Origin of the sequence: Cytobacillus stercorigallinarum, assembly GCF_014836495.1 — a bacterium.
Taxonomy (GTDB): Bacteria; Bacillota; Bacilli; order Bacillales; family Cytobacillaceae; genus Cytobacillus; species Cytobacillus stercorigallinarum.
This window is the reverse complement of record NZ_JACSQT010000001.1, coordinates 821,313-839,182: the sequence shown is the minus strand read 5'-3', so window position 1 is coordinate 839,182 and position 17,870 is coordinate 821,313. Positions and strand designations below refer to the sequence as shown.

Here is a 17,870-nt window from a genome sequence, read left to right as displayed (position 1 = left end):
TTCCTCCCTTTTGTTTAATCCTAAATAATCATACTACTAAAATTGTATATTGTCGACAATTTTGATTATTATTAATAGGATGCCCATAAGTGGACATCCTTATTCTAACGTTTCTAATAAAAGAGCTGGTACTACTTCCTTCGCTTCGGTAATCTTATTTTCCATCAGATTTTTAGTGATTAATTTCATTCTTGGATGAAAACTGTTCATTGTATCCATTGTCCATTTCACTTGGGCAAATACGGTTAATATATAAACAGATTCATAATAAAATTTAGACAGTGCTTTATTGTTCGCCACTTCAAAAAAGAACGTTGTTACACCCGTGGATTTCATTTGATAACCAATGAGATCACCTGCAAGAAACGCTTCTTCCGCTTCATTGAGTTTTAATATTAACGTCTCTTTCGTTTCATCATGCCATCGATTCGAAGTCATATCTAGTGCCATTTGAATGAGTCCAACCATGACATGTGTATATTCTTTTATATCTTCAGCCGTAAAGGATTTTACAACTGTCCCTTTTCGATGAATACGCTCGACAATATTGTCTACTTGAAGTAAATATAATGCTTCTCTCACTGGTGCTCTACTTGTTTTTAGCTCTTCTGCTATTTTCTCTTCAATAATTTTATCTCCAGGAATATAAGAACCTTTCATAATTTCCCTTAATATGTATTTGGCAATTTGTTCAGGAAGCGATTCCCCAAATCGTTGTTTATTATTAAATAAAAAATCCTTCAATCCATTCACTCCGTTGTTTAATTACTCTTTATACATACATTATATCATTTAATTAGAACGATTTGGAAAATGAATCATAAATGGATGAGTAAGCCGTGCGATATCTTTGTAATCGGATGGTCGTAAAATGAATATGAAACGCATGCAAACAAACCTTACTTTGCCAAAACAGCTAAAGTCTAAATGTATTTATTTTTTGAGGAACAATAAAAAATGAGCAACGCCCGCATCGTATGATGCAGGTGTTGCTCATCTTGAATGATAAGAAGTAAAACATATTTGTCCGACTATTATTTACCGATGAACATTTGAGTCCAGTAATTACCGTTCTCAACATAACCTACTCCAAGGTGAGTATAGCTAGAGTTAAGAATATTTTCACGGTGACCTTGGCTATTCATCCAAGCTTGTACTACTTCTTCTGGTGTTTGTTGACCTTGGGCAATGTTTTCACCTGCAGAAGTATAAGAGATTCCAAATTGTTTCATCATATCAAATGGAGAACCATATGTTGGGCTGTTATGATCGAAATACCCTTTTGCTTGCATATCACGAGATTTTTCACGCGCTACATTACTAAGTTCCACATCAAGTTCTAATGCAGGAAGACCAGCATTTGCACGTTCTTTATTTGTTAAATCAAGTACTTGTTGTTCATATGCACTAACTTCAGATGATGCCTCTTCTGATGGTGCTTGTGTTTCTTCAGCTACTTCTTGCTCTGGTTGTGCTGCTTCTTCAGCTGGTTGTTCTGCTGGTTGTGCCGGTTGTTCTTCAGGTTGTGTTGGTTGTTGAACTGGCTGTTCTACTTGTTGATTTTGCTCTGGTTGTGCTACTTGTTCTGGTTGTGCTGCTTGTTCTGGTTGTTCTGGTTGTGCCGCTTGCGCTTTACCTTGTTCTAATGCTGCTTGTGCTCTTTCTTTCGCTTGACTTAAGATGTTTTGAATATCTTTTTGATTCCAATTCACATTATATTTACTCATGCAATCTTGCATCACTTTATTAATATAATCTTGGTTTAACATATTAGAAGTTTGATAGACAAAAGCCTTTGTTTCTACTTTTACTTGAGCTGGCTCTGCCGCTTCTGCCTTGTTTAAACCTGGTGCTGATACTAATAATGCAGCTGCTGCCGCTACTGAAAAAATAACTTTCTTACTCATAATCTATTTCCTCCCTAATGGATGTTTTTTGTTGTTTCTTGCTGTGAGATAATCATATCATAGGTTTTTTTGTAATATTTTTGGGAGGAAATAGAAATGAACCATTCTTTCTTGCATCTTTCTAATAATAGAAAGAAAAAACGTTATGATGATTAGGTTTTTTTGATTTTTAGAGAATAGGTTTTTTTATCATTAATTGGTAGTGACACTATCGTGTTTCCATTTATATACTAGAATAATATACTTGACAACTTGAAAAAGCCTTTTTCTCTTTTACTTTTATTACATATACGTAACATTCGTGATATTTATTATGCAACTATAATGAAATGATATCAAAGGCTGAAAACCTTGATGTAAGGCGGTTTGTAGCATAAAACTTTTCTATAACTTGCCTCATGAACAACAAAAGATATTCATTAACTACGACAAAAAAGGCCACTCTTCTTTATAGAAAGAGTAGCCTTTAATATTAATCATCATTTACCATTGGAAGTATAATTTGTATCGTAGTACCAATATTGTATTCACTTTGAATAAGCAAGCGTCCTTCGTGTAAATGTACGAGTTTCTCCACAATGGCTAAACCAAGTCCTGTACCACCATCAGCTCTCGTCCTCGCTTTATTCACTCGATAAAATCTTTGCCGGATTTTATCTAAATCTTCTTCGGGTATCCCAATCCCCGAGTCTTCCAATTGAATACAACAGCCATCTTCTGTTTGGAAAAGATCAAGTAATAATGTGCCCTCATCAGTATATCTAATCGCATTATCAAAAATATTTTGCATAATTTGTTCGATTCTACCTTCATCTGCAATGATAATGATATCCGGATCAAGATCAACTTCTATAGATAAGCCTTTTCTTTTAATTCGCGGACGATACTTTTGCACGACATCTTCCAATAGCTGGGCTAGCGGTATTGGCGCTTTCACCAACCGATAGTCATCTGTTTCGAGTTTTGACAAATCTAATAAATCACCGACAAGTCTTTCCATCCGAGTTGCTTCCCGATAAATCAGCTCAAGGTATTTTTCTTGATCTTCTTCATTAGTTACAAGACCAGACTTCAATGCATCACTATATCCTTTGACATAACTAATGGGTGTTCTTAATTCGTGAGACACATTAGCAAGAAATTCTCGCTTTTTATCATCTTCTTTTTGAATAGAGGTGGCCATCGAATTAAAAGCACTAGCCAGTTCACCAATTTCATCTTGTTGATTTGTCGCTAACCGCACATTATAGTTCCCTCTAGACACTTGTTCAGCTGCTAACTTCATTTCCATTAACGGGCTAGTCATTCTTTTAATCAGAAAAGTACCTGTCATAATGGCGAATAGAAGAAAGATGAACGCGGCAAGCATCCAAAGATAAGCGAAATCCTGTGTAATATCAGAAATTTTCTCTAACGGTAAATAGACATAAATAATACCAGCGAGGCGATTATCATCTAATAATGGGATAATCACACCCATAATACGAGTATCAAATCTTTCTTCAAAACCCGTTTTGTAAATTGGGGTTCCTTTTAATAATTGCTCTCGTTCTTCTCCGTTAATAAGCGAATCATACTTCATTTCAAATGGAAAGCATGCACTTAATTCCCGGGGATTATCTACCATGATAATATCGGTTTCTGATTTATCATTGTACCAAGCTACTTTTTCTTTTAAGTCTGTACTTATTTCTCCACCTTTATAATCAGACGCTAAGGCTAATCCTTCTTCTAATAATGTATCTTCTACATTTTCGACATATAATTTCTCATAAAACAAATAAGATAATAGGTAGGAATAAACAATTGTGATAAGTATCGCTATCGTCACTGTTAACCATAACTTTTTGGCTAATGTGTCGGTAAGGTACTTCATTTGTCTGGTACCTCTAATTTATACCCTACACCCCATACAGTTTGAATGTAATCTGCTATACCCAATTTCATCCTTAATGTTTTAATATGGGTATCGACCGTTCGTAAGCTACCATCATATTCAATTCCCCACACATGTTCAAGGAGCTGCTCCCTTGAAAGCGCCTGGTTAACATGTTGAATTAAATAAGAAAGCATTTCAAACTCTTTTAAAGTTAAAGAAATTTTTTCCTCTTCGACAAGGACTCTCCGCGCTTTTTTATCAATTGATAACTTCCCTATTTTTATTTGCTCGGATTCTTGTTTCACTTTTCCAGATCTCCGAAGAACGGCATGTATTCTAGCTACAAGTTCTCCTGGGCTTAGTGGTTTAACAATATAATCGTCACCGCCTAATTGCAGCCCCTTCACTTTATCCCATTCTTCTCCTTTTGCTGACAGAAAAATGATTGGAATATCTGAGTTCGTACGTATTTTTTGACAAACTTCATATCCATCTTCATTTGGCATCATAATATCTAAAATGACTAAATCAATTTCAGCTTCCTTCAATATCATGTAGCCTTCTTCACCACTCTCAGCGGTAAAGCATTTAAATCCCGAATTCTCCAAATACATCTCAATTAATGTTCTCATATCTGGTTCATCATCAATAATTAATATATTTACTTTTCTCATGAATCCTCGTTCTCCCTAAGCAAAATTTGAAACGGACCTTCGCCTACTTCTATCGATCCTTTCAGTTTTAGTGTCTCTGAATCGATAAATTGTAACTCAGAGCTATCATACCCTGCGACCAATATCATATCTCTAACGGTTTCAATTGTGAAAGGATTAGCTGTTACGCTCATTTCACCTAATACTTCACCAGCCTCATTTAACTTATAAAGCAGATTTGTTCCATGGCTCACAACAAATATCGCATCATCAGCTTTGGTAAAATCAACTGGCATTGAAGGAACACTAATTTTTCTTAATGCTTTTCCGGTCTCTCTATCATAAACATGTACATATTTTTCAATATCTAATCCTTCACCATGTCCACCGACCCATATTTCGTCATCTAATGAGAACAAACCTGTTGCATGTGTATGTATTTCATAGTTTTCTTTTATTTCCATCGTTTCTAAATCAATATTTGTAAGGACATTCTCATCAAATCCTATAATGATGAGTTCATCACGAGCTTCATCATGTGTCATTTCTAGTGGTCGATCAAAGATATCAATATCACTTGTTTCTTCTCCATTACTATTAAAAAATCGGACGCTATTTTTTCTCTCATCTAAAGCAACTATTGTGTCAGCTCCTAGTTCCTCAACGTCCACAATCCCCTCACCAATCGTCCACTGATGAATCAGTTCCCCTCTAGATAATGAGTAAAGATCAATGGTGTTTAACTTTTCTCCATACAGTAAAAGAGTGTCGCCATCTGATAGTACACTTCCTCCCGTGTATGCTTTATTGACCTTCCATGAACCGATGCTTTTTTGCGCCTGTATGTCTATAAATGATAGACTCATTTCCTTAATATTGACTGTTAATGCAATATCCCGATCAGCTGGTATATTTGTGAATTCTTCCTGTCTACAGGCAGTTAAGAAAGAAGAAATCAGTAAGAAAAATATGAACGCCTTGTAATAACGCATATAAAGTTTCTCCCCAGTTTCAATGTTTTTATAAGTCAAGGATACCGAATGGTTGTGTTAAAAGTGTGAAAACATTCAATCGATTGTAGCGAAAACTTTAAAATGTATATCAATGAGTGCTACTTTCATATCAGAAGAAAGTGAGGAGTCATTGATTCTTTTAATTGCAGCAATTAACTTTCTTTGTTTATCTTTTCTCACTCGTGGGTGTGCATTTTCATCTCTTAACTCTTTTTCTATCGCTATCATTAACACAGTATCTGCATTTTCTTCTCCTGTTGCCAATTCTCTATTTTTCCATAATGAACGGTAGCTTTGTAAAAGTTCGTTACTATTCATATTTCATCCACTCCTCTCTTATTTGAATCTACTTGATTCATACATAAATTTCAATTAAAGGTTAAAAATAAAAGTAATTCATCTATAGGAAGGGGCTAGTCAATGACTACACCATATTGCTGTCCATCATGTAAAACAAATCGGTCACGCTTTAACATTATCGAACAACACCCGCGTTCAGTTAAGCTTGACCCACAATCAGGCTCTGTACTTGAAGAATATGCAGCTGAAAATTTAACTGCTTTCCATTTAAAATATAATGGTCCAACAGTAAGGATTCAATGCGGTGCATGTGGCCTAATAGAAGACGAAAAAACGTTTATTAAGTTTGGAGAAAACCAATAAAAATTAGGGTGCAGGAATTGAAGAAGGCGTTCAAAATCGATACGATTAAGAATGCCTTCTTTTTTATTATATCGTTTACTATTTCATTTAAATTCACAAGCGATTTTTTTGTAAGAAATGATTAGCATCGACTTGCCATGGATCCAGTGGGGAAAATCTAACTAAACGAATGGAACCACGATAGCTCTTCTTCCCTTTATTCTTTATATACCAATCGACTTGAATCGGTAGATTAACGACTAATGCAGTATTTCCTTCGTCTAGTTGACCAATTGAAGCTAACTTTACATTTTCAATCGAACGGATTGTCTTGTCATCTATCTTGTTTAAAGTGACAAGCGACAGAAGATACGCATCTTGTTGTTTCAAGCCTGCTATAAAGGCAGCTGATACTCTTTCCGGCTCCGATATAGCCATATACTCATCAAGTTTACCAGCAGCTTTGAGAATCATCAATTTATGAGACAAATCCATTGAATTGGTGCGATGTGTCGTACTGCCGAAAAAATGTATACAAAAATGACCTGGAAAATTATTTGATAAAGCACCTGCCCCGTGTGGCATCCCGTGCATCGAAGCAGCAATCCACTCTCCATCACTAATAACGATAATCGCTCTTCGCTTCCAACTCCATTTTCCATTATAAATTTCCTTCATTATCTTTGTATCAGCTTTCGTTAATGGTTGAACATCTGCATGTTCACTCCCAGCTCTTCGTTGGACATCAAATCGCTTACCAGTATCGACATCTAGCACAGTAAACTTCTTAAACTTCGGTAAATGTTCTTTCGCTTCTTTCCAAGGCAACATCTGGATCGGTAATCCAATTTCATCATCCACCATACTATACATCTTTGCAGGGGACACTAAATAAAGCATGACAAACAGGGAGACAATACACAATTTTTTCATCTTTTATCACTCTTCTTTATTAGGTTTCATCGTAAAGTTTGCCTAAACATGAGCAGTTATATGTATAGTAACTTTTGGGTGGATTCCTCCAATGATTAAACCAAGTAAGAAAATCAGCATCGAATTACGTCTTTTGATTAAGTTAACAACAACAGGCGTAGATAATTTCTTCATAAAAAAACTGAGTAAGACATCATCCTACTCAGTTTGAATCGATATTTTCTTTTGGCTTTTCTAGAGATTGTAGTGCGCTTTCGATTTTATCCCAATCCATATTTTCTCCGATGAAGACCATGTTTAAAGGAATATTCATTTCTTCTTGAAAATAGACAGGCATCCCGTAAGAAAATTGGAAAAGCTGTGGATAGGCTAAAGATGAAAACTTAATATATCCCTTCATACGGTAAAGTGTGTCGGGTAATTCTCGCAAAAAACCTTCAAAAGCAGATCGATCTACAGCTCCTTTAAATTGATAAACAAACGTACTTAAATGTAAATCTGTTCCAATCCTACTGCTTGATTGCTTTTCTTTCGGCAGTAAGGACAATTCTCTGATTCGTTTTATTGGTACTTTTGCGTTTTTTGTCAACAATGTAAACGCTGTGGAATTAATACTTTGAACTTCTTGGATGACTTTTGCTTGTTCATCTTCTGTTAACAAGTCAATTTTATTAACGAGCAGACAATCTGCATGTCTAATTTGCTCAATTAATAGCTGTAGCACTTGTGGTGTCAATTCTTTTCTGTTTCGCCATCTTGCACTATCAAGGATGGAGATAATACCTTTAGGGACAATGGAGTTAGCAAAAAGTGGTGAGAGCACAGCATCTAACACTTCCACTGGATGTGCTGCTCCTGTCGCTTCTATATAGATAACATCTGGTTTTTCAAGCGTTAATAAACCTTGTAACTGACCTTCTAACTTGTCCTGAATGGTACAACAAATGCAGCCATCCAATAATTCTTTTAACGGAATGTCATCATCTATTGCATCTGAATCTATTGACACTTTTCCTAATTCATTCATTAATACAGCCACTTTTCTGCCGTTCTCTTTTTCATCCTGTAGCAACTGCTTTAAAAGTGTGGTCTTTCCACTCCCTAAAAATCCAGCTAATATATAGATCTCTGTGCTCATGTTTATTTTTCCCCTTAAAATCTATTCTGCAATCGTCTCTTCAATCATATTACTGAGTTTGTTTTTCATTATTTCATACGTATCATCGGTTATATACCCTATTTTTTGAAACTCTTCTTGCTTACATTTCCATACTGGAATATATCCATGTGGGAAATATTCATCCTCTTCTTCTAATCCCACTTCAATAAAAGATTGGTAGTCACTTTCTAAACATTGATCAAGTTTTGCTACTTTTCCTTTTTTACAGCGAATAAATTCAATCACCAAGTGTTCATGTCGTTCGTAATGTCTTAGCATTTCAGCGATTAACATTTCACAAGTTTGTTCGACATGAACGACCTCCTTCTTTATATTATCATTCATTTGAACAATCTGCCTCATGGAAACCACACCTCTTTCATTGAACCATTGTAAAGGATATAAGAGATTGGCACAAATATTACGGTTGCCCATTGACCTCCGTGACATTCTTCCCTTCGAAAAACTGCTTGAGGGCAGAGATATTTTCTTCATAATCCATATCTAACACAGCGCCAGCATGCGGAGAATTTTTATCCACAAATGAATCGTCTACCGGTATCCGCATTGTTTCTATATCTGTTATTGGATTCAATAATACAGAGGTAGCCATCGCAAACATTTGATCAATATGTAAATCGGTATCAACATTTGCCATCATCATTTTCATCATTTCTGGTGATTTGGCGATTCCTTCAATAGATGTCATATGATTTTTAAGTTCTTCCTTTAATAAGGCAAGCACTTCCTGTTGTCGCTTTACTCTTCCATAATCGTATTCATCATCATGACGAAACCGAACATAATCTAAAAGCTGCTCACCATTTAAAAAGTTTTTCCCTGGCTCAATATTCATATTCATATCTTCAATCATTGCTGCGGGAACATCCACTTCAAGCCCATCTGGCGCAACAGCATTTAGAATATTTGCAAATCCTTCAAAGTCAATGACAACCGAATGATCAACCTTTATTTGAAAATTTTCTTCGATTGTTTGCGAAAGTAATTCGGTTCCCCCTAAAAAATAGGCATGGTTCAATTTATGGTATCCTTTTTCATAATTCGGGATCTCTACATAACTATCGCGCATGATTGAGACAAGTTTAACTCTTTCTTCCTTTGGTTCATACCGAGCTAACATAATTGTATCAGATCTTGAATCTGCTTCTCCTCTAGAATCAACACCAACAAGTAAGAATGTTTTTGCTTCTGAATTATTCCATGTTGTTCCCTTCTCTTTTTGACGATGATCTTTTTCAGATATGCCAGATGAACAAGCTGCTAATAGCAAAGCTAATAAAATAATGAAAGATTTTCTCATGGTGCATCCTCCTTATTTTTCCTTTATTCATTCAGTGTAGGGATAGATGAACATCTTTATACTTTAAATGAGGGGAAAAAGTTATTTACGTGATTGCTTTCCTAGAGTAGTGGGGTTTTCATATATAAAAACAAACCAACAACCTACATACAGTGTGTTGTTAGTTTGTTCGGCGTCTAATCAACTTGATTTTTTTCTACTGTCACTATTTCTTCTTTTTTCATTCCTGCTGAGAAGAAAATGATACTACTTAAACAAATGACGGCTATCACAAAGAAAGCAATTGTCCCCCCACTAATACCAATCAAATAACCGCCAATTATTGGACCAATAAAACTACCTGTATTCCTAAACTGAGCAGCACCAAAATACGTGCCACGTAATTCCTCAGAAGCCAACTGATCAATCAAGATACTACTTGCTGGGAACGATAATATTTCTCCTAAGGTAAATAAGATTACACCGATAACTGCCATTATCCAATGAGTGGATATAGCAAAAAAGAACAAACCGACAGCTACAAGAGCTGAACCAATAATCATAGACTTTAAAGGGCGAACTTTTTCCATCAGTTTGGCAAAAGGTAATTGTAATATAATCACAAGGATAGCATTAATGGATAAAAGAAATGAATAAATGACGACCCCATTCTCTAAGCGGTTGTCAAAGTGTTGTGGTAAGTTAGAATCCATTTGCGAATAGCCAATCGCGAGTAATATTCCACCTAGAATATAATACAATAGCGACCTATCCCTCCGTACAATGTGAAAGGCAACAGGTAAGGTAACATTTTCTTTTTTCTCTAAACGAGGAACAGGCTGTATCGTAAACACTAAAATGAACATATATGCTAAATAAATACCACCAGTAATATAAAAGGTGAGAGAAGCGTTTGTTAATGCTAATAAAGCACCGATTAATGGGCCAACAGCCGCACCAATATTAATTGCGACATATCTTAAGGAAAATACCTTCATTCTTAGTTCCTTTTTTGTTAAATCAGCCATCAATGCTTGTGCCGTTGGTTCAAAAAAGGAATTACACAAACCAAGTAAAGCATTGAGTAGCAAAAAAGCAAGAGCTGAGGAGGACAAAGCAAAACCAAAATAAGCTGCTGCTGTCCCTACTAATGCAACAAGCATAATTGGCTTCCTTCCAAATTGGTCAGATAAATGGCCTCCTATAAAACCTCCTATTGTCGACATTAACGGACCCATTCCGATAATGAGGCCAATTAAAAACGAAGGATAGTCCTGATTCACTAAATATATAGATAAAAAGGGCAACGTCATAAATGCCGCCCCACGAGATAGGATGGTACCAACTAGTAAAATCCATATCGTGCGATGAAACTGGTTAATATAATCTTGCAATCGTTTAATCATGGTGTTTATCCTTTCGATTCTTTTACAATCCATCCTTTAACTAAAAACAAATAAGATACTAGAGCTAAGATTTCTGCAATAGCAATAATAAGTGCCATCGGCCATGAAGATGATTCACCCGCTATCCCAACTAACGGAGCAGCCATACCACCAAGCAAGAACGTCATTAAACCAATTAAGGCTGACGCACTACCAGCATTTTCACCTTGTGAAGCCATTGCCAAGGAAAAAGTTGAAGTATTAACTACCCCAACAGCAGAAACAACTAAAAATAATGGAATAAGAACACCCCAAATACCTAAATGGAAAATTTCACTTAGAAGTAATGTAACCCCTCCAACTAATGCAATCGACAATCCACCTACTAATAAAGTTCCCTCATGTATTCGCTCTGAAAGTTTTCCCGTTAATTGGCTGCCTAATATAATACCAATTCCATTTATTGCAAAACACACACTAAACAATTGCGGAGAAAGACCATAAATGTTTTGCAATACAAAGGGGGACCCAGATATATAAGCAAACATAGCCGCACCAACAAAACCTTGAGATAAAGCGTATCCCATAAATTTGCGATCTTTTATGATTTTGCCGAAACGGCTAAAGGAAGCAAAAACGCCTCCATTTAACCTTTTATCTGCAGGCAAGCTTTCTTTTAACGAAAACATAACCAATAATAGGCTAAGAAATCCGATGAATGTTAAAACCAAAAATACCCCTCGCCAAGAGGTAATCGCTAATAACTGCCCACCAAAAACGGGTGCTAAAATAGGTGCTGCCCCATTTATTAGACTAAGTGTGGCAAAAAATTTAGTTAATTGTGTACCACTGTATAAATCTCGTACAACGGCTCTTGATATAACAATTCCTACAGCCCCCGCTAACCCTTGAATAAACCTCAATATGATGAACAACTCAACGTTTGGGGAAACCACGCAGGCAACTGAAATGAGACAATATAAAATAAGTCCAATTATTAACGGTCGCTTACGACCAACCATATCACTAACTGGCCCAGCAAAAATTTGTCCTAAAGCTAAACCAACCATACAGGCCGTTAAGCTTAATTGTGCATATGATGCACTTGTATGCAGGTCATCTGCTAGATTAGGTAATGCCGGAAGATACATATCTAAGGATAATGGTCCAAAAGCAGATAATAACCCTAGAATAACTGCCAGCATAAGACGCTTACTTCTACTCTCCTCCTTATGGTTCATTAATTCACTTGTTTCGTGCATCACACATCCTTCTTTCCATATTCAATACAATTTTAGAATATTGCTAATTTACCACAAAACCGTTAAAAAAACATCCGTCTTTTTCAAATAAATTCGTCATTCGAAATAAATATTCTTGAATTTTATTACATTTCATCGGCTCTGCTTACGTTTGGTTTTTTCCTGAGTGCTGTGATTTTGCTCGGCTTTCATTCCTGTTTTAGCTTCTGAATGACACGTAAACTCTTTTTGCTTTCTCTCAGCATGAATTTTAAATGTCACAGCCAACATCCATCATATCGTCTGTTCAATTTTGATAATTAAAAAAAGAAGCGGCCTTACCCCTATAAAACATAGGGCTAAGACCGCTTAAACGATATTAGACGTTCTTCGTTATTATTTCATTTCTTCTTTTAAAACTTCTACTGCTTTCTTGATTTGAGTATCGTTCTCTAGTAGTTTTTCACGTAAAGCTTCCATAAGTTTCACGGTTGTTTCACCTTCAATAACACCTGTTTCTTCCAACTCATGATCCTTTTGGAAAGCTTTCACTGCAGCTTCTGTTTCTTCATCAAAGAATCCATCATCTTTATCAAGATCATATTCCAGTGCTACTAACATCGCTTGTGCTGACTTAATTTGACTGGATGATTCCGATATTTTTAATGGTTTCTCAGGATTAATATAAGGTAAGGAAGCATATTCAGGCAATGACACTTCATAATCTGGCTCAATACCCTTTTCATGAATCCAGTTTGCATCTGGCGTCAGCCATTTTTCTGTTGTAAATTTCATATTTGAGCCATCAGTAAAATCTTGAGCACGTTGTACAGTTCCTTTACCAAATGACTTTTTACCGATTAAACTTACATCAGCCGATTCATGAACGGCAGCTGCTAATATCTCTGAAGCACTAGCACTACCTTCATCAATCACCACGACTAGAGGCGTCTCCATTTGCTTTCCATTAGGTGCCTGCACAGCCTCTCTATTCCCATTGCGATCTTCAATTTGGAATAAGATTTCACCCTCTGGTACAAACAAACTAGAAATTTCAATTGCTTGATCTAATAATCCGCCAGGGTTTTGTCTTAAATCTAAAACAAGCCCTTTCATACCTTTTTCCTCTAAATCATTTAACACATCCACAAGTTCTTGCGCTGTATTTTCAGAAAAGGAAGTGACCTGGACTTTGGCAATATCATCTTCTAACATTTCTCCATATACCGTTTCAAGAGGGATTGTATCTCTCGTAATTGTTACATTCATCGGTTCACTGTTGCCACCACGACCAATTTCCAGTTCTACTTTTGATCCTTTTTCACCTCTTATTAAAAGGACTGCTTCTGAAGAACTCATTCCTTGCAAGCTCTTGCCATCAACAGATACAATCTGATCATTTGGTTGTAAGCCAGCATCTTCTGCAGGAGACCCTTTTAATGGTGAGACAATGACAATTTGTCCGTCTTGTTCCGTAATTTCTGCGCCAATCCCTTCAAAAGAAGAGGAGATGCTTTGGTGAAAATTAGCCGCTTCATCTTCGTTCATATAATCGGAATATGGATCATCTAGTGAATCTAGCATCCCATTGATAGCCCCATTAATTAATTCACCCGAATCAATTTCTTGGAAATAATTTTCGTTCAAGGAATCATAAGCTTGATATAACTTTGAAAATTCACTTCTTTCATTCGTTCCTACATTAACGGCCTTCTCGTCACCGAAAGACAATGCTAATGTTGTGATTCCAGCTGTAACAAAAACGAGGATGAATACAAGCATAATAAATGGGAATAATTTCATTTTTATTAGCTTAGGCTTATCCTTTATTTCCTGTTTTTCTTCATCATTATTTACTTCATTAGACAACCCTTTCACCACTTTCATCACTGTAAGCTGTGATGCTTACTCAAGTTTAAGATTTTATATTGGCGTTATCGGTATCAATAACTATATTACTGTACTGCAAATTATATCTCATTTCTTTGGAAAAGAGGAAGAATTTTCTTATGTATTCCTTTCATCTCAAGAATTCAGGCTTCTTTTATGTATCAATTAAATGAGGAAAGACTTCTTCTATATAGTGAATCTCATTTGTTCACTTCTAATTTTCCCAAACCCCACATAATCATTACATAAATGATGAAAGGAGAATGAATGCATGATTCCTGGTATATTACTATGGTGCTGTTTTGCTTTATCTATTATCTTTCTTATCTCAGGAATATTTAATCATTCTTATGTTCAAGCATTATTAAGTTTCATTTTGTTCCTGCCAATGAGTTGTTATTTATTTCGTATTGATCATTTTTTACAATACTTTTTTCTATTCCCTATTGTTCCATTGATCGCTTTTGGGTACATTTTTATGAAGAAGCGTACTTAAATTTCTTTTACCGTATTAAAGTATTCTTCTAATGTTAAATCTTTCTCAAAAATGACTTTTGCTGCTTCTTTTCCGACATAGCGAAAATGCCAAGGTTCAAATTTGTACCCCGTTATTTCTTCTTTTCCTTTTGGATAACGTAAAATAAAGCCGTACTTATGTGCATTCTCTTTTAGCCATTTACCTTCTTTTGTATCTTCGTAATCTTGAGTTAACGTGTAATCAACTGAAGGACTTGAAATGTCCATCGCTAATCCTGTTTGGTGTTCACTACTTCCAGGTAGAGCAACTGCTTCCGAAGCTTTTTCCTCACCTACGCTATTTACCTCTGCTTGGAAAACTGCTTCCTGTCGATCATATGAACGATACCCAGATACAGCAAATAACGCTATATTTTCTTTTTTAGCTGCAGAGAATAATTCTTCTAATGCATCTGCGGCTTCTTTTCTAAGGTAACTTTTTTCAATATCTTGATCTCCAAAAGAATATTCAACATCTGCACGTACAAGATCTTTCGGAGCATAATTTGCCGGTAAAGCAAAGTCTTTATTCACCATTACCATTAAGTTGGTTGGGTTTGTTATAGTTGGAGTTCCATCTACATCTTCAATCTGATTAAAAAATTGAGAAGCTAATGTTAGTTCCTCTTCATTTTGTTCACCTTGTTCGGGAGGTTGTTCAGTTGAATTGTTTTCTGTTTCTTGTTGATTGTCCTCTTCATTTTCTACAGGCTCATCTACTGAAGTTGGTTCTGAATTAGATAGAAAAGGTATTTTTTCTAAATAAGGATCTAATTGACTGCAGCCTCCTAGAAAAAGAGCAACTGTAACTGTTCCTACAAGTACTTTCTTCATTACTTTTCCCCTATTCTCTTTCTTTATGTCAACGTCTATCATAACACTTTATATGATAAATTGCGAAAGAAGAGAAAGGCTTAGTCTATGAACCTTACTATGAGTGATTCTACCAATAACAAAAGAGAAAAGGGTCATTTTAAGTAGCTGCTGAATCAATAGAGAAAACGAATCAAATAAACAGATCTGAAGATATATTTGCTTTTACTTTTAGCTTAAAGGCAAAAGAAAAACGAGTGACTACGAAAAACAATCACTCGTTAACCTATCGATTTATGAAATTGCCGCTTCTAACGCTACTTCAATCATTTCATTGAAAGTCGTTTGTCTTTCTTCAGATGTAGTTTCTTCACCAGTAATAATGTGGTCACTTACTGTAAGGACAGAAAGGGCCTTTCTTGCATGCTTAGCTGCTAACGTGTAAAGTGCTGCTGTTTCCATTTCGATAGCAAGAATTTGATACTGGGCCCATTTTTCATGTTCAGCATTATCATTGTAGAACATATCAGCTGTAAAAACATTCCCAACTTTCAATTCCAATCCTTTACTTACACCGCTGTCATAAGCTTTGCGCAATAGATCGAAATCAGCTGCAGGTGCATAATCAACACCACCAAAAGTTAAACGATTCATTTGGGAGTCAGTAGAAGCTGTCATCGCAAGGATCACATCTCTTACTTTCACATCTTTTTGGATGGCTCCGCATGTGCCAACACGGATCAAGTTTTTCACATTATAACTATTTATCAATTCGTTCACATAAATAGAAAGGGAAGGAACGCCCATTCCAGTACCTTGAACAGATATTCTTTTGCCTTTATAAGTGCCTGTATAACCAAACATATTGCGGACTTCATTATAGCACTTTACATCTTCTAAAAAGTTCTCTGCAATATATTTTGCCCTTAGTGGATCACCTGGTAGTAAAACTGTTTCTGCAATTTCATGTTCTTTTGCTCCAATATGTACACTCATGATATTCCTCCATCTGTTAAAATCGTGAATTATCTAAAATATAGCATAGGATGAGTTGTGATGGAAATGAAAAGAGAAGCAAAGTTTTACACTACACTTCATTACCTAACCATTATTCGGTTCACTAAGGCCCAACCACCCGACTTTAATTGATAATAATATTGTCCTCTTCTACCTTCATCAATATATAAAATATCTCCCGTTGATAAAAATCTCCCTTGGAAATCAAAAGGCATGCGATCTAGGACATTAAATTGCTTAAATACAGTTGATAAACATTCTTCATGATTTATACCTTCAATAAGTGTGCGGTAGACTTCTCGATAGCCCCGTGTTTCTCTGTATTTTGGAGTTTGAAAAATGGTAACATCATATTCTTTTGTTCTAGGTTTTACAAAAGGCTTGATCATATATACCCCTCCAATAAATGATTATTTTAAACAATATATTAGCTTTTTCTACGTTTATTTCCTTCAAAGAAATTCGCCTAATTTTGTCGATTAAAAAGAAATTTTATTTTGAAAACGCTTACATTTTTGCTTTTGTTTCATAAACTAGTATTAAACATAGTGATTGGTACAAAAGGGAGGGATAATTTGAAACGAGAGAAAATTCACTTCCGTCAATTCTTTTTGCTGCTTGTTTGTGTTTCCATCATTTGCAGCTCTTTTCAATGGCTATTCCCATACAAAAACTATACAAAAATTGCTCACCGTGGTGACGTTGCTCAAGCACCTGAAAATACAATGGCCGCCTTTCATTCTGCACTAAACAATGGCTTTGACGTAATCGAATTAGATATTCATTTAAGCAAAGATAAAAAAATTGTCGTCATACATGACGCATCTGTTAACCGGACTACAAATGGTGAAGGTTTAGTGAATGATATGACAATAGCAGAGTTACAAAAACTCAATGCAGGTAGTTGGTACAGTCAACATTTTTCTGAAGAGAAAATCCCATTATTACAAGAAGTGTTAGATGAGTTTGCTGGTAAGATCGTTTTGTTAATAGAAATTAAGGCTGGAGCAGAAACGCCAGAAATTGTAGAACAACTAGCAAACCAATTAAAACAAACCGTAAATGCTGGTGTACCTGCAAAAATGTTACAAATCCAATCCTTTCATATTGATGCATTAAAGCAATTCACGGAACGCGCTCCTGACTTTCCCATTGGCCTTGTTTTATCCACGCCTATTAATTTGATTCAAATGTATTCCTATAAAACAGAAATTAGTTTTTTATCGATTCATTATTCGAATTTAACACAATCATTCATTCAACAAGCTAAACATTATGGATATACGATCTATGCCTGGACGATTGTTACTCCATTACAGTTCAAGCAAATGCAATTATTAGGTGTAGATGGGATTATTTCGAATAATTTGGAGCGGAGAGAAGAGAATAGATATTTTGCATTTCTTCAATCATTTATAGAAGGTCATAGACTTTTAGAAAGATTTTTTGTGTAAATATTAAAACCCAACCAACAATTGATCCATAAAGGAACATCATACAGTTGGTTGGGTTTTTGTGTTTA

At 35.6% G+C, this 17,870-nt stretch carries 19 protein-coding genes; 2 read left to right on the top strand and 17 right to left on the bottom strand.

Annotated elements, in window-relative coordinates:
* Window positions 1-99: 99 nt before the first annotated feature.
* The 6 genes from H9655_RS04245 to H9655_RS04220 form a co-directional block, all read right to left on the bottom strand.
* Entirely contained in the window at window positions 100-744 is a 645-nt protein-coding gene (locus H9655_RS04245) for a GntR family transcriptional regulator (protein WP_191811170.1), read from the bottom strand.
* 290 nt (window positions 745-1,034) lie between these two features.
* Window positions 1,035-1,907 (bottom strand): CAP domain-containing protein, encoded by an 873-nt coding sequence (locus H9655_RS04240; RefSeq protein WP_191811168.1) that lies wholly within the window; start codon window positions 1,905-1,907, stop codon window positions 1,035-1,037.
* A gap of 472 nt (window positions 1,908-2,379) precedes the next feature.
* Entirely contained in the window at window positions 2,380-3,783 is a 1,404-nt protein-coding gene (locus H9655_RS04235) for a sensor histidine kinase (RefSeq protein WP_191811166.1), read from the bottom strand.
* A complete protein-coding gene (locus H9655_RS04230) occupies window positions 3,780-4,460 on the bottom strand; it encodes a response regulator transcription factor (RefSeq protein WP_191811164.1) in 681 nt (226 codons plus the stop codon). The genes H9655_RS04235 and H9655_RS04230 overlap by 4 nt, the downstream gene beginning before the upstream one ends.
* Window positions 4,457-5,431 (bottom strand): YncE family protein, encoded by a 975-nt coding sequence (locus H9655_RS04225; RefSeq protein WP_191811162.1) that lies wholly within the window; start codon window positions 5,429-5,431, stop codon window positions 4,457-4,459. Before H9655_RS04225 ends, H9655_RS04230 begins: the two co-directional genes overlap by 4 nt.
* 75 nt (window positions 5,432-5,506) lie before the next feature.
* Window positions 5,507-5,770 carry a hypothetical protein gene (locus tag H9655_RS04220; protein WP_191811159.1) on the bottom strand — a complete coding sequence of 88 codons (264 nt, stop codon included), beginning with the start codon at window positions 5,768-5,770 and terminating at the stop codon, window positions 5,507-5,509.
* 102 nt (window positions 5,771-5,872) lie between these two features.
* Between H9655_RS04220 and H9655_RS04215 the strand changes: the two genes are divergently transcribed.
* On the top strand, window positions 5,873-6,115 hold the full coding sequence (locus H9655_RS04215; protein WP_095372909.1) for a DNA alkylation repair protein: 243 nt from the start codon (window positions 5,873-5,875) through the stop codon (window positions 6,113-6,115).
* Window positions 6,116-6,208: 93 nt separating this feature from the next.
* On the opposite strand, the gene H9655_RS04210 is transcribed toward H9655_RS04215, so the two are convergent.
* The 11 genes from H9655_RS04210 to H9655_RS04165 form a co-directional block, all read right to left on the bottom strand.
* A complete protein-coding gene (locus H9655_RS04210) occupies window positions 6,209-7,027 on the bottom strand; it encodes a hypothetical protein (RefSeq protein WP_191811157.1) in 819 nt (272 codons plus the stop codon).
* Window positions 7,028-7,069: 42 nt separating this feature from the next.
* The gene (locus H9655_RS22625) at window positions 7,070-7,201 is read right to left on the bottom strand and encodes a hypothetical protein (RefSeq protein ID WP_263600733.1); all 132 of its coding nucleotides are present in this window, start codon (window positions 7,199-7,201) and stop codon (window positions 7,070-7,072) included.
* 28 nt (window positions 7,202-7,229) lie between these two features.
* The gene (locus H9655_RS04205) at window positions 7,230-8,165 is read right to left on the bottom strand and encodes a CobW family GTP-binding protein (protein WP_191811156.1); all 936 of its coding nucleotides are present in this window, start codon (window positions 8,163-8,165) and stop codon (window positions 7,230-7,232) included.
* 21 nt (window positions 8,166-8,186) lie between these two features.
* The gene (locus H9655_RS04200) at window positions 8,187-8,549 is read right to left on the bottom strand and encodes a hypothetical protein (protein ID WP_191811154.1); all 363 of its coding nucleotides are present in this window, start codon (window positions 8,547-8,549) and stop codon (window positions 8,187-8,189) included.
* Window positions 8,550-8,607: 58 nt separating this feature from the next.
* Window positions 8,608-9,507: an LCP family protein gene (locus tag H9655_RS04195; protein WP_191811151.1), complete on the bottom strand. Its 900-nt coding sequence runs from the start codon at window positions 9,505-9,507 to the stop codon at window positions 8,608-8,610.
* Between the two features lie 176 nt (window positions 9,508-9,683).
* The gene (locus H9655_RS04190) at window positions 9,684-10,892 is read right to left on the bottom strand and encodes an MDR family MFS transporter (protein ID WP_191811149.1); all 1,209 of its coding nucleotides are present in this window, start codon (window positions 10,890-10,892) and stop codon (window positions 9,684-9,686) included.
* 5 nt (window positions 10,893-10,897) lie between these two features.
* Window positions 10,898-12,133 carry a multidrug effflux MFS transporter gene (locus tag H9655_RS04185; RefSeq protein ID WP_191811147.1) on the bottom strand — a complete coding sequence of 412 codons (1,236 nt, stop codon included), beginning with the start codon at window positions 12,131-12,133 and terminating at the stop codon, window positions 10,898-10,900.
* Window positions 12,134-12,508: 375 nt separating this feature from the next.
* Window positions 12,509-13,999 (bottom strand): lmo1851 family serine protease, encoded by a 1,491-nt coding sequence (locus tag H9655_RS04180; RefSeq protein WP_191811145.1) that lies wholly within the window; start codon window positions 13,997-13,999, stop codon window positions 12,509-12,511.
* A 495-nt stretch (window positions 14,000-14,494) separates the two neighbouring features.
* Window positions 14,495-15,352 carry a M15 family metallopeptidase gene (locus H9655_RS04175; RefSeq protein ID WP_191811143.1) on the bottom strand — a complete coding sequence of 286 codons (858 nt, stop codon included), beginning with the start codon at window positions 15,350-15,352 and terminating at the stop codon, window positions 14,495-14,497.
* Between the two features lie 273 nt (window positions 15,353-15,625).
* Window positions 15,626-16,327, bottom strand: a complete 702-nt coding sequence (gene deoD / locus H9655_RS04170; protein ID WP_095372899.1) for a purine-nucleoside phosphorylase — start codon at window positions 16,325-16,327, stop codon at window positions 15,626-15,628.
* A 101-nt stretch (window positions 16,328-16,428) separates the two neighbouring features.
* Window positions 16,429-16,737, bottom strand: a complete 309-nt coding sequence (locus tag H9655_RS04165; protein ID WP_191811141.1) for a YodL domain-containing protein — start codon at window positions 16,735-16,737, stop codon at window positions 16,429-16,431.
* A gap of 186 nt (window positions 16,738-16,923) precedes the next feature.
* Here H9655_RS04165 and H9655_RS04160 point away from each other — a divergent pair, with 186 nt between their 5' ends.
* Window positions 16,924-17,802 (top strand): glycerophosphodiester phosphodiesterase, encoded by an 879-nt coding sequence (locus tag H9655_RS04160; protein ID WP_191811139.1) that lies wholly within the window; start codon window positions 16,924-16,926, stop codon window positions 17,800-17,802.
* Window positions 17,803-17,870: the final 68 nt, after the last annotated feature.